General features: G+C 69.9%; 11 protein-coding genes. 3 read left to right on the top strand and 8 right to left on the bottom strand.

The window, feature by feature from the left end; translation table 11 throughout:
* Nucleotides 1-186 precede the first annotated feature (186 nt).
* From thiL to K2X24_RS00940, 8 genes are all read right to left on the bottom strand, one after another.
* A complete protein-coding gene (gene thiL, locus K2X24_RS00905) occupies nucleotides 187-1,212 on the bottom strand; it encodes a thiamine-phosphate kinase (RefSeq protein ID WP_292493821.1) in 1,026 nt (341 codons plus the stop codon).
* Between the two features lie 32 nt (nucleotides 1,213-1,244).
* A complete protein-coding gene (nusB, locus tag K2X24_RS00910; protein WP_292493804.1) occupies nucleotides 1,245-1,754 on the bottom strand; it encodes a transcription antitermination factor NusB in 510 nt (169 codons plus the stop codon).
* A 5-nt stretch (nucleotides 1,755-1,759) separates the two neighbouring features.
* Nucleotides 1,760-2,266 carry a 6,7-dimethyl-8-ribityllumazine synthase gene (gene ribH, locus K2X24_RS00915; RefSeq protein WP_292493805.1) on the bottom strand — a complete coding sequence of 169 codons (507 nt, stop codon included), beginning with the start codon at nucleotides 2,264-2,266 and terminating at the stop codon, nucleotides 1,760-1,762.
* Between the two features lie 194 nt (nucleotides 2,267-2,460).
* The gene (locus K2X24_RS00920; RefSeq protein ID WP_292493807.1) at nucleotides 2,461-3,105 is read right to left on the bottom strand and encodes a riboflavin synthase; all 645 of its coding nucleotides are present in this window, start codon (nucleotides 3,103-3,105) and stop codon (nucleotides 2,461-2,463) included.
* Between the two features lies 1 nt (nucleotide 3,106).
* Complete coding sequence (ribD, locus tag K2X24_RS00925; RefSeq protein WP_292493809.1) at nucleotides 3,107-4,195, bottom strand: bifunctional diaminohydroxyphosphoribosylaminopyrimidine deaminase/5-amino-6-(5-phosphoribosylamino)uracil reductase RibD; 1,089 nt, start codon at nucleotides 4,193-4,195, stop codon at nucleotides 3,107-3,109.
* Nucleotides 4,196-4,239: 44 nt separating this feature from the next.
* The gene (nrdR, locus tag K2X24_RS00930; protein WP_292493810.1) at nucleotides 4,240-4,800 is read right to left on the bottom strand and encodes a transcriptional regulator NrdR; all 561 of its coding nucleotides are present in this window, start codon (nucleotides 4,798-4,800) and stop codon (nucleotides 4,240-4,242) included.
* 136 nt (nucleotides 4,801-4,936) lie between these two features.
* Nucleotides 4,937-6,241 (bottom strand): serine hydroxymethyltransferase, encoded by a 1,305-nt coding sequence (gene glyA, locus K2X24_RS00935; RefSeq protein WP_292493812.1) that lies wholly within the window; start codon nucleotides 6,239-6,241, stop codon nucleotides 4,937-4,939.
* Between the two features lie 271 nt (nucleotides 6,242-6,512).
* Nucleotides 6,513-7,811, bottom strand: a complete 1,299-nt coding sequence (locus tag K2X24_RS00940; protein WP_292493814.1) for a L,D-transpeptidase family protein — start codon at nucleotides 7,809-7,811, stop codon at nucleotides 6,513-6,515.
* A gap of 332 nt (nucleotides 7,812-8,143) precedes the next feature.
* Here K2X24_RS00940 and K2X24_RS00945 point away from each other — a divergent pair, with 332 nt between their 5' ends.
* The 3 genes from K2X24_RS00945 to K2X24_RS00955 form a co-directional block, all read left to right on the top strand.
* On the top strand, nucleotides 8,144-8,470 hold the full coding sequence (locus tag K2X24_RS00945) for a hypothetical protein (RefSeq protein WP_292493816.1): 327 nt from the start codon (nucleotides 8,144-8,146) through the stop codon (nucleotides 8,468-8,470).
* Nucleotides 8,471-8,513: 43 nt separating this feature from the next.
* Nucleotides 8,514-9,506: a DUF1775 domain-containing protein gene (locus K2X24_RS00950; RefSeq protein WP_292493817.1), complete on the top strand. Its 993-nt coding sequence runs from the start codon at nucleotides 8,514-8,516 to the stop codon at nucleotides 9,504-9,506.
* A gap of 215 nt (nucleotides 9,507-9,721) precedes the next feature.
* On the top strand, nucleotides 9,722-11,764 hold a 2,043-nt coding region (locus K2X24_RS00955), incomplete at its 3' end, for a TonB-dependent receptor (RefSeq protein ID WP_292493819.1).

Consider the following 11,764-nt stretch of genomic DNA (forward strand, 5'->3'; position numbering starts at 1 on the left):
CGAAGTCCATGCCGGCTTGCCGTCCGCGGCGTCGAGGACGCGGGTCGTCAGGCGTCCGGTTTCGTCGGGCCACGCCGTGATGTTCCGAAGCCGTCCAGGCTCTTCTCGCTTGTGGCCGCCCCGCGTCTGCGCGGCCCCGCACCGACCGAACGAGCAGGACCGATACCGGGTTCTTCGCGCCGATCGTCAGAAATGACGGAACGATCCGGTTCCGATGGACAGCACGCGCCCGGAGGCCTGCCGGAAGACCGGTGCCCCCTGCCCCGCCGTAACCGCCCCGATGCAGGTCAGGGGCACGCCGACCGCCTCGGCTTCCGCCAGCAGCGCGTTCAGGCGCTCCGGCGCCACCGCGCACAGGATCTCGTAGTCGTCGCCCCCGGTAACGATCGTCGGCAGCACCGCGGGGGCCGCCGCCAGGGCGCGGGCGGCCGCCTCGGACAGGGGCAGCGCGGTGAGATCGATCTCCGCCGAGAGCCCCTGCTCGTCCGGCCCACCCTTGAGCATCTTGGCGAGATCCCCAGCGAGTCCGTCCGAGACGTCCATCGCGGCCCGCGCATGCGCGCGCAGGACGGGCGCCAGGGCGATGCGCGGACGCGGGTGCCAGTAGCGGTCGATCAGGGCGGCGCGGTCGGAGGCGTCGAGGGCCTCCGCCCAGGTCGCCGGAGGCGCTTTACGCAAATGCAGCCCGAGGGCGGCATCGCCGATGGTGCCGCTGACGCAGAGGCGGTCGCCGATCTGTGCCCCCAGGCGCCTGACCATGGCGCCGCGTGGCACCTCGCCGATGGCGGTGACGCCGATCACTGCCGGTCCGGCCGCCCGCACGGTGTCGCCGCCGAGCAGCGTGCCGCCGAACGCGGCGAGCCCCGCACCGAGCCCGGCCGCGAAGCCCGAGAGCCAGTCTTCGCTCCAATCGTCCGGCAGGGCCAGGGTGAGCAGGTAGCCGCGCGGGCTGGCACCCTTGGCGGCAAGGTCCGAGACGTTCACGCCGAGGGCCTTGCGGGCGATCGAATCCGGTGGGTCGTCGGGAAAGTAGTGTACGCCGGCCACGATGGCATCGGCCGTGAGAACGAGGTCGCAGCCCGGGCTCGGGATCAGGGTGGCGGCGTCGTCGCGCAGGCCGTCCGCGCCGGGGCCGGCCAGGGGGGCGAAGTAGCGGGCGATGAGGCCGTCCTCGTCGGGCCGGGGGCCCCCGGGCCGCCGGCTTCCGGCCAGGTTGGCCTTGGGCCGGTCCTCATCCACGCGGTTCAGGCCCGCCCGGAGGCCGGAAGGCCGGCGAACTCGTTGCCACGCACCTCGCGCGCGACCTTGTCGAGGACGCCGTTGATGAGTCCCGGCTCGTCGCCGTCATAGAAGCTGTGCGCGACGTCGACATATTCCGAGATGGCGACGCGAGCCGGCACGTCGCGCCGGTACATCAGCTCGTAGGCCCCCGCGCGCAGGATGGCGCGCAGCACCGCCTCGATGCGCTTCAGGGGCCAGCCCGCCGCGAGCGCCCCGTCGAGCTGCGGGTCGATGGCGCGCTGCTCGTCGACGACGCCGCGCAGGAGGTCGCGGAAGAAGGCGATTTCGGCCTGCGGATGGGCGATGCCGTCCACCTCGCGACCGATCCAGAACGTCTCGAACTCGGCCAGCGCCTCGATCACGCCCTTGCCCGAGATCTCCATGTCGTAGAGCGCCTGCACCACGGCGAGGCGAGCGCCGCTCCGTTCGGAGCTCTTCGACTCGGAATTCTTGGACTCGGAATTCTTGGCCATGATGTTCAATCCTCTCCGACCGACGCCGCCGATGCGTCGCGCTTGAGCGACAGCACCGCGAGCGCGGCCTCGGCGGCACCGCCGCCCTTGTTCAGTTCGGCGACCCGGGCGCGGGCCTGGGCCTGGGCCTCGGTCTCCACCGTCAGGATGCCGTTGCCGAGCGGCAGACGCAGGGTGACGGACAGGTCCATCAGCGCCCGCGCGCTCTCGCCCGCGACGATGTCGTAATGTCCGGTCTCGCCGCGGATCACGCAGCCGAGGGCCACCACCGCGTCGTAGGGCTGTCCCGCGCGGGCGGCGGCTTCGACCAGGATCGCGATGGCCGCCGGAATCTCCAGGGCGCCCGGCACCGTCACTACGGTCGCCACCGCCTCGGCCGCCGCCAGGGCACCCTCGGCACCGGCCAGGAGCTCGTCGGAGAGATCCTCGTAATAGCGGGCCTCCACCACGAGGACGCGCGCGCCCTTGACGTTGGTGGGGGCGGTGCGGGCGGCGTAGGCGTGCGATACCATCGAGGGGCCTTCACGGATGCGATCGATGCTCGGCGCGCGGCCGGTCCGTCCTGGGCGGCGGCCCGACGGAGCGGCGCGTGCCGGCGTGCGCGGTTCGACCGGCGGGGGAATCCCTCGATCGCAGGCGCGAGCGATAGACCGAAGGTGCCGTTGCGACAAGGCTGAGCATCGCGGGGGCCCGCCCCGCGCCGTGATCATGCGTCGCGCGCGGGCCGGCTCTCGGACAGGCGGGCGGCGTAGCGGGCGATGAGATCGACCTCGAGGTTGAGCCGGTCCCCGGCCCGGCGCTCGCCCCAGGTGGTGACCGCGAGGGTGTGCGGGATGAGGAGCACCGAGAACAGGTCGTCGTCCACGGCGTTCACGGTGAGCGAGGTGCCGTCGAGGCAGACGGATCCCTTCTCGGCGATGAAGCGCGCGAGCTGCGCCGGAGCCCGGAGGGTGAAGCGGTCGGAGGGGGCCCATTGCGGATCGCCCGCGCCGCCCGTGACGGGATCGCGGGCGACGAGTTCGGCGAGACCGTCGACGTGGCCGGTGACGAGGTGGCCGCCGAGTTCGTCGCCGATCTTGAGGGAGCGCTCCAGGTTGAGGCGCCGGCCTTCCCGCCAGGCACCCACATGGGTGCGGGCCAGGGTCTCGGCCGCGGCGTCGACCGCGAAGATGCAGCCGCCCTCCACGGGCTCCACCGCCACCGCCGTGAGGCAGGGACCCGAGCAGGCGATGGAGGCGCCGAGCGCGATAGAGGCCGGATCATAGTGCGAGCGGATGCGGATGCGGCGCAGGCGGTCGTCGCCCTCGACCGACACCACTTCCCCGACATCCGTGACGAGTCCGGTGAACATCTCAGACGCTCCGCTCATAGGTGACGGCCCGGTCGGGCCCGAGGGGCCGGGTCTCGATCGCTCTGAGATGGCCGCGGGCCAGACGTTCCTGAAGGGCTGGTCCGACCGCCGGCAGACCGCCGGCACCGCCGAGGGCGTTTGGGCCGGTGATCAGCGTGAAGACGTCGACGAGATCGGCCTCCGCCAGGGCGTCGGCGAGGCCGGGGCCGCCCTCGCAGCAGATGCGCGTCAGGCCGCGCTCGGCCAGGGCCCGCAGAGCCTCGGCGAGGTCGATCCGCCCGGTCCGGTCGGAATCGACGGCGATCACCTCGACCCCGAAGGAGGCGAGCATACGCTTGGCGTGGATGGGCGCGCGGCGGGTGGTGACGACCAGCGTCGGCACGTCCCGCGCGCTGCGCACCAGGTAGGTCGAGGGCAGGATGCGCAGGGAGGAATCGAGTACCACCCGCAGGGGCGAGCGGTCGGACAGGCCCGGCAGCCGCACGGTCAGGGCGGGATCGTCGGCCCGCGCGGTGCCGATGCCGACCAGGATGGCGTCGGCGTGGGCGCGCCAGAGATGGACGGCGCCGTCGGCGATCGGCCCGGTGATGCGCAGGCGCTCGGTGGGGGCCCCGGCGAAACCGTCCCGGGTCTGGGCGAGCTTCAGGTGCAGGCTCGGCCGTCCCTGGGTCACGCGGGTGACGTGGCCGCGGTGATCCCGCGCCGCCTCCTCGGCCAGGAGACCGGTGGTCACCGCGATGCCGGCCTCCGCCAGGAGCCCGTGCCCCCGGCCGGCGACCCGAGGATCTGGATCCGTCAGGGCGGTCATCACCTGGGCGATCCCGGCCCCGATGATCGCGTCCGTGCAGGGGGGCGTGCGTCCATGATGCGAGCACGGCTCCAGGCTGACGTAGAGAGTCGCGCCGTGCCCCGCCGCACCGGCCATCGCCAGGGCGATGGGCTCCGCGTGCGGCCGCCCGCCGGGGGCGGTGACGCCCTGCCCTACGATGCGCTCCGCCCCGGGTTCGCCCGCGACCACCACGGCGCCGACGGACGGGTTCGGCCACGTCCGTCCGAGGTTGCGATGCCCCAGGGCGAGGGCGAGGCGCATGAACCGCCGATCGGCGGCGTTTCCGGGCACGTTCGAGGGCCGGCTCACGGGGACGACCGCGTCTGGCGCTTGGTCCGGAGCGGCGTCACCTGCGGCGGAAGCTCGCCCGAGGGTGCATCGCGCTCCGGTTCGGAGGTGGTCGACCCCGGCGCGATGGGGGGCGCGAGGGTACCCAGCAGCGCCTTGAAGTCGCTGGCCTCGCGGAAATTCTTGTAGACGGAGGCGAAGCGCACATAGGCGACGTCGTCGAGACCCTTGAGACCCTCCATCACGAGTTCCCCGATGGCCTCGCTGCCGATCTCCGCCTCGCCGCTGCTCTCGAGTTGCCGGGTGATGCCGCTCACCAGGCGCTCGACCCGCTCGGGGTCAACGGGGCGCTTGCGCAGGGCGACTCCGATGGAACGCTGAAGCTTGTCGCGATCGAAGGGCACGCGCTTGCCCGAGCGCTTGAGCACGGTGAGTTCGCGCAACTGCACCCGCTCGAAGGTGGTGAAACGGCCGCCGCAATCCGGACAGACCCGGCGGCGGCGGATCGCCGCCGCGTCGTCGCTCGGACGCGAATCTTTCACCTGGGTGTCGGGACCGCCGCAATAGGGACACCGCATCGGACGGACACCTGGGTTGAGCCGGAGATCGACGGAATGGCAACGGCCGCGAACCCGAGGGTTCGCGGCCGTTGCATGGCATGGTGAGGGGCGCCGGTTCAAGCGCCGGAGATCAGCCCCTCCGGGGCGTCTCGTCTCAGCTGTAGATCGGGAAGCGGTCGGTGAGGGCGTGCACCCGCTCCTTCACGCTCGCCTCGATGGCGGGATCGCCCGCATCGCCCTTGGCCACGAGCCCATCGAGCACCTCGACGATGAAGCCGCCGATCTGCTTGAACTCGGCGACGCCGAAGCCGCGCGAGGTGCCGGCCGGGGTCCCGAGACGGATGCCCGAGGTGATCGTGGGCTTCTGCGTGTCGAAGGGCACGCCGTTCTTGTTGCAGGTGATGTCGGCGCGGGAGAGCGCGGCTTCCGCCGCCTTGCCGGTGAGGCCCTTGCTGGTGAGGTCGACCAGCATGAGGTGGTTGTCGGTGCCGCCCGAGGTGATGTTGTAGCCGCTCGACATCAGGGTGTCGGCGAGCGCCTTGGCGTTCTCGATGACCTGTTTGGCGTAGATCTTGAACTCGGGCTTCAGGGCCTCGCCGAACGCCACGGCCTTGCCGGCGATGACGTGCATGAGCGGGCCGCCCTGGAGGCCGGGGAAGATCGCCGAGTTGAACTTCTTGGCGAGCGCCTCGTCGTTCGTGAGGATCATGCCGCCGCGCGGGCCGCGCAGGGTCTTGTGGGTGGTGGTGGTGACGACGTGGGCGTGCGGGAACGGCGAAGGGTGGACGCCGGCCGCGATCAGGCCCGCGAAATGGGCCGCGTCGACGAAGAAGTACGCGCCGACGGCATCGGCGATCTCGCGGAACTTGGCGAAGTCCCAGTGGCGCGGGTAGCCCGAGCCGCCGGCGATGATCACCTTTGGCTTGTGCTCGTGCGCGAGGGCCTCGACCTGCTCCATGTCGATGCGCTGGTCGTCGCGACGCACGGTGTAGGAGACCGGCTTGAACCACTTGCCCGAGACGTTCGGGGGGGCGCCGTGGGTGAGGTGGCCGCCGGCCGCGAGATCGAGGCCGAGGAAGGTGTCGCCCGGCTGCATGAGCGCGAGGAACACGCCCTGGTTCGCCTGGCTGCCGGAATTCGGCTGCACGTTCGCGAAGCCACAGTCGAACAGGCGCTTGGCGCGCTCGATGGCGAGGTTCTCGGCGATGTCGACGAACTGGCAGCCGCCGTAGTAGCGCCGGCCCGGATACCCTTCCGCGTACTTGTTGGTGAGCACCGAGCCCTGCGCCTCGAGGACGGCGCGCGAGACGATGTTCTCGGAGGCGATCAGCTCGATCTCGTGCTGCTGGCGGCCGAGTTCCTGGGCGACTGCCTGGGCGATCTCCGGATCCGCGTCCGTGAGGGGGGCCGCAAAGAACGAGTTGGAGAAGTGCTTGTCGGCAGCAGTACCGGCGCTCATGGAAAGCCTCGATTGTTGAACGGGCGGACGCACCCGTAATCCGCTGGCGTGGGGCGGGCGGGCGTTCGAAGGCTGGATTACTACACGGGCCCGGTTCCAAGGCCAAGCACAGGCATTTTTTCGCGGGCCATTAAAAAAATTCAGCACAGAGCGCGACGTGAAGTCTCGCGGACGCAACAACCCGTGTCGTGGCGTCGCATCCGCCACGCAAAAGGCCCGCGCTATGCAGCGCGGGCCCCAATCGCGGACAGTCTTGGCGTCTCGCTTGTGCTTAGTTCTCCTCGTCGCCCGGCTCGAAGCTCTGGACCGGCTCGGCGCTGGCGACGGGGGTCGGGGCCGAGAGGGTCGAGGGTACGTTCACGCCGTCGCGCTTGTAGATGTCATCGCGGAACTGAACGAGGCCGTCCGGCGTCGACCAGGCGGTGATGTAGGTCCAGTAGACCGGCACCGGGGAGGACAGCGTGGCATCGACGCGCTTGCCGCTCTCGATGGCCTGCTCGACCTGGTCGCGGCCCCAGCCGGGCGTGTCCTTGAGCAGCCAGGTGATGTACTCGCGCACGTTCTGCACGCGCACGCAGCCCGAGGAGATGAAGCGGAAATCGTCGCCGTAGACGCCCTTCGAGTTCGTGTCGTGCATGAACACGCCGTAGGGGTTCGGGATGTTGATGCGCACGATGCCCATCGAGTTGAAGTCGGCGCCCGAATCCTGGCGGTAGCGGTAGCGCGTGCCCTCGTCGGAGTTCCAGTTCACCGAGGCCGGCGAGATCTCGTTGTCGCCCGCGAAGATGCGGATCTTGTTCTCGGTGAGATAGGTCGGGTCCTTCTGCATCTTGGGGATGAGGTCCTTCTTCACGATGGAAGCCGGAACAGTCCAAAAGGGGTTGAAATTGATCTGCGTCGCCTTGGTGTTCATGATCGGCGACTGACGGTCGATCTTGCCGACGCCTGCGGCGTGGAGGGTCACGACCTGGCCGTTCTCCACCGTCTGCACCAGGGCGGCGGGGATGTTGGTGATGACGAAGCGGTTGCCGAGGTTGCCGGCGTAGGACCGCAGGCGCACCACGTTGATCTCGAGCTGGTGCAGGCGCACGTCGGCGGGCACGTTCATGGCCGCCTGCGTGGTCTGGCTCATGGCGCCGGTCTGGCTGAGGCCGTGCCGGGCCTGGAAGCGCTTCACGCCGGCCGAGACGTAGGAATCGTAGACGCCCGAGCCGCCCGAGGCCGGGTCGAGATCGCCCGTGATGATCAGGCGCTGGCGCAGGGCCGCGACCGCCGGGCCCTTGGCGCCGACGCGCAGGCGGTCGGCGCCCGAGACGGGCTTCCAGCCGCCGCGATTGACGATGTCGCGGTAGCGCTCGATCATCTGCTCCGTGGCCGTCACGGTCTGGGGCGACAGGATCGGCGTGGAGGAGCGCTGCACCTGCATGGCGGCGGGCGAGGCATAGTCCTGCGCCCATTCGGCCTGAGCGAAGCCGCCGGCCTCGCGCGCCATCGCGGACGAACCGAGGACGCCCGCCGACGCGAGCAGTGCAAGGCCGAGCGACCGGGTGTGGAAAGCCTGTTTCAGCATCGGACGTGAACTCTGATCTGATTTACGAAGCGACATGTGGCGCCCGTGATCCCAAACGCGTCGCGCCGGGACTTCGAACTCCCCGTGCCGCGAACGTGTCGGGGTAGGGTTAAGAACTCATGGTCACCCGGCCACATTGTGGCACAGCGGGGTTTATCCCCGTGATCCCCGAACACAGCCTCTCGACTGCGGCCCGTGCGCCACAGCACCGTGCGGCGCTCCGCGATCGGCATGGCGCCGGGACGGCCGATGGCGTAAGTCGAGTCACGATGACGTTCCCGGCACATCAGGCAGGCCACGGAGGTTGGGCTCCCTTACGCGCGGTCACTGCGGTGATCGCGTTGTACGCGTTCGTGCTGAACGCCATTCTGGGCGGGCTCGTCCCATTGCCCGCCTCGATCTCGCACGGCGTGCTGTGTCTCGGGCAGGCGGACGACGCGGGTCCGGCCATGCCGGACTCGTCCCACGCCCATCATCAGTCCTGCTGCACCGTGGCCGGGCCGATGCTGCAGGCGGCCCTGCCGGAGATCGATGCTTACGCCGTCGTCTGGCCGCCCCGCGCCGGCCAGAGCCGCATCGCATGGCAGCGTAAGGCCGCCCACTTCGTACGCGGTCCGCCCGGCGCGATACCCAGGCCGCGCGGTCCCCCCGTCGTCTGAAGCGATCACGCACTTCCGATCCCTTCCGACACGGACTCGACCCATGACCCGCATTCTCCGCGCCGCGCCCCTCGCCGGCCTCGTGCTTTCCCTTGTGCTGACCACCTCCGCCGCCCGCGCGCACGCTGCCCTGGAGCGCAAGGAGGCGACCCCCAACGCCAGCTATCGCGGCGTGGTCCAGATCACCCATGGCTGCGACGGGCAGCCGACCAACCGCGTCAGCGTCACCATCCCCGAAGGGGTCGTGGGCGCCAAGCCGATGCCGAAGCCCGGCTGGACCGTGACCACCGAGAAGGGCGCCTACGCCCGCGCCTATCCCTACTTCCACGGCGACATCCGCGAGGGCGTGAAGACCATCACCTGGACCGGGGGCAGTCTGCCGGACGATCAGGTCGACGAGTTCACCTTCCTGGCGCGGGTCACGGATGCCTTCGCCCCCGGCGCCACGGTCTACTTCCCCATCGAGCAGGATTGCGCGAAGGGACAGTATCGCTGGAGCGAGATTCCGGCCGCGGGCCAGGACGCTCATGCCCTCAAGTCGCCCGCCCCCGGGGTCCGGGTCATCGCGGCCGCGACCAAGGCTGCGCCCGCCGGCGCGGCCGCCTCCACGACCGTGAAGGCCGGGGACCTCACCATCGAGACACCCTGGATCCGCGCGACCCCCGGCGGCGCCAAGGTGGCGGGCGGCTACGTGCGCATCACCAACACCGGCACGCAGGCCGACCGGCTCACCGGCACCGCGATCCCGCTCGCTGCGCGCGGCTCGATCCATTCCATGACCATGGAGGGGAGCGTGATGAAGATGGCTCCCGTCGAGGGTGGCCTCGCGATCAAGCCCGGCGAGACGGTGGAACTTAAGCCGGGCGGCCTGCACCTCATGTTCGAGGGTCTCAACGGCGCAGCGAAGGCCGGCGACGTGATCGCGGGCAGCCTGACCTTCGATCGGGCCGGAACCGTGCCGGTGAGCTTCAGCGTCGCGCCGATCGGGGCGTCGAAGCCGGGCGCTCCCGCCTCTGCGGCTCATCACGACCACTGAGCGCCCCCCGGCACGCGTGCCGGTTCGGCCCGGCCAGCGCATGATGGTCCCGGCCTGAAGGCGCTTTGCGATCCGGTGCGCCCGCATCTGCTCCCTGCTTGATCCAGGCCGGGGGGCATCGGCCCTGTCCCAAACCTCTGGTTTCTCTCACCGGGATCACGCCGGCCCCTCCGCGCCTGTCGCTGAGCGCGGGCCCGTGGTCCGGAACCTGTTCGATGTCCGCTCCCCGGCCCCGCCTAGTCGTATCCTGCACCCTCGCCATGGGCCTCTCGCTCCTGGCGATCTGTCTCGCGATGAACCAGGCCGCCGCGCAGGAAACCGCCGCCGCGACGCTCGCGGAACTCAGCGTGGAGGGCGCGGCGGCGGGTTCCCTCACCGTGCCGAGCGTGGCCGCCCAGCGCGCCGCCGTGAACGCCACCGTCGGCTCCGTCGCATTCGTGGACGCGAAGGACTTCCAGGACCGCTACGCGAATACCCTGCGCGACACTCTCAAGGAGGTGCCGGGCGTCTACGTCCAGGAGCGCTACGGGCAGGAACTGCGCCTGTCGGTGCGCGGCTCGGGCATCTCGCGGGGCTTCCATCTGCGCGGGCTCGAACTCCTGCAGGACGGCATCCCGCTGAACCTGGCCGACGGCAGCGGCGACTTCTACCAGATCGACCCGCTGAGCCTGCGCTCGATCGAGGTCTACAAGGGCGGCAATGCCCTCACCTTCGGAGCCACGACACTGGGCGGCGCCATCAACGTCGTCACGCCGACGGCCTATACGGCCTTCGCGCCCAATATCCTGCGCATCGACGGGGGCGCCTTCAATACAATTCGCGAGAACTTCCAGGCGTCCCGGATCTCCGGCCCGGCCGATTTTCTGATCAGCGGCACGATCACGAATTCCGACAGCTATCGGAACCACGAGACCCAACGGACGCAGAACTTCAACGCCAACCTCGGTTACCAGCTCGCGCCGGGCGTCGAGACGCGGTTCTTTGCCGGGATCTACCTCACCGATCAGAAGCTCCCGGGCACGCTGAGCCTGTTCAACGCCCTGAACAACCCGACGCTCGCCAATCCCACGGCGATCTCGGGCAACCAGTCGCGCAAGGTCGAGACCGAGCGGATCGCCAACCGGACCTCCTTCGCCCTCGATGTCGGCAAGCTCGACATCGACACCTGGGCCATCCACAAGTCGCTGTATCATCCCATCTTCATGGTCATCGACCAGGACGGCTGGACCTACGGCATCGCGCCGCGCTGGGCCGGCAGCTTCGACGTGGGAGGCTTCCGCAACGATACGATCCTGGGGCTGCGCGCCTTCGCCGGCCAGAACTCGGCGCTTCAGTTCTTCAACAACGGCGGCCAGCGCGGTGCCCAGACCCTGCGCGCGGTCCAGAGTGCCTCAAACTACGAGGCGTACGGCGAGAACCGCTTCTGGTTCCTGCCGGATGTCGCACTGATGACGGGCGCCAAGGCGTTCTCGTCGAATCGCACCTACAGCAACAAGGGTGGCTTCAGCGGCGCCAACGCGCGCGCCTCCTTCGCCGACGAGACCTACCAGGGCATCAATCCGAAGCTCGGCCTGCTCTGGCAGCCCTTGCCGGAAGTCCAGGTCTTCGGGGACGTCACCGGCTCGCGGGACGTGCCGGATTTCTCCGACCTCGTGCAGATGAATTCCCTCAACACCACCTTCGTGCCGCTGCGGGCCCAGCGGGCGGTCACCTACGAGGCCGGGACCCGGGGGCGCATCGACCGGCTGTCCTGGGACGTGACGCTCTACCGCTCCGAGGTCCGCGACGAACTGATCAACTTCTCCATCAATCCCGGGCTCAACATCCCGGCCGCGACCTTCAACGCGCCGCGCACCCGCCACCAGGGCGTCGAGGCGGCCGTCTCCCTCGATCTCGCTCGCGACCTCCTCGGACAGGGCGACGGCCTCGTCGTCTCGCAGGTCTGGACCCACAACGACTTCCGCTTCGTGGGCGACCCGGTCTTTGCCAACAACCGCATCGCCGGAATCCCGGACGACGTCCTGCGGACCGTGATGACCTACCGGAACCGCGCGGGCTTCCACATCAGCCCGTCCCTCGACTGGGTGCCGCGGGGCGCCTTCGCGGACCATGCCAACACCCTGCAGGTGCCGGGCTACGCGGTACTCAACCTCGCGGCGGGAATCGACTTCGCGAACGGCGTCTCGCTGTTCGTGGATGCCCGCAACCTGACCGACACCCGTTACGTCTCCGACATCAGCGTGGTCACCAACGCCGCC

Origin of the sequence: Methylobacterium sp., assembly GCF_019750675.1 — a bacterium.
Lineage (GTDB): Bacteria > Pseudomonadota > Alphaproteobacteria > Rhizobiales > Beijerinckiaceae > Methylobacterium.

Bases quoted from the DNA above. Each gene is read 5' to 3' on its own strand.
- nusB (WP_292493804.1), bottom strand. From the start codon at position 1,754: ATGGCCAAGAATTCCGAGTCCAAGAATTCCGAGTCGAAGAGCTCCGAA.
- ribH (WP_292493805.1), bottom strand. From the start codon at position 2,266: ATGGTATCGCACGCCTACGCCGCCCGCACCGCCCCCACCAACGTCAAG.
- K2X24_RS00920 (WP_292493807.1), bottom strand. From the start codon at position 3,105: ATGTTCACCGGACTCGTCACGGATGTCGGGGAAGTGGTGTCGGTCGAG.
- ribD (WP_292493809.1), bottom strand. From the start codon at position 4,195: ATGCGCCTCGCCCTCGCCCTGGGGCATCGCAACCTCGGACGGACGTGG.
- nrdR (WP_292493810.1), bottom strand. From the start codon at position 4,800: ATGCGGTGTCCCTATTGCGGCGGTCCCGACACCCAGGTGAAAGATTCG.
- glyA (WP_292493812.1), bottom strand. From the start codon at position 6,241: ATGAGCGCCGGTACTGCTGCCGACAAGCACTTCTCCAACTCGTTCTTT.
- K2X24_RS00940 (WP_292493814.1), bottom strand. From the start codon at position 7,811: ATGCTGAAACAGGCTTTCCACACCCGGTCGCTCGGCCTTGCACTGCTC.
- K2X24_RS00950 (WP_292493817.1), top strand. From the start codon at position 8,514: ATGACCCGCATTCTCCGCGCCGCGCCCCTCGCCGGCCTCGTGCTTTCC.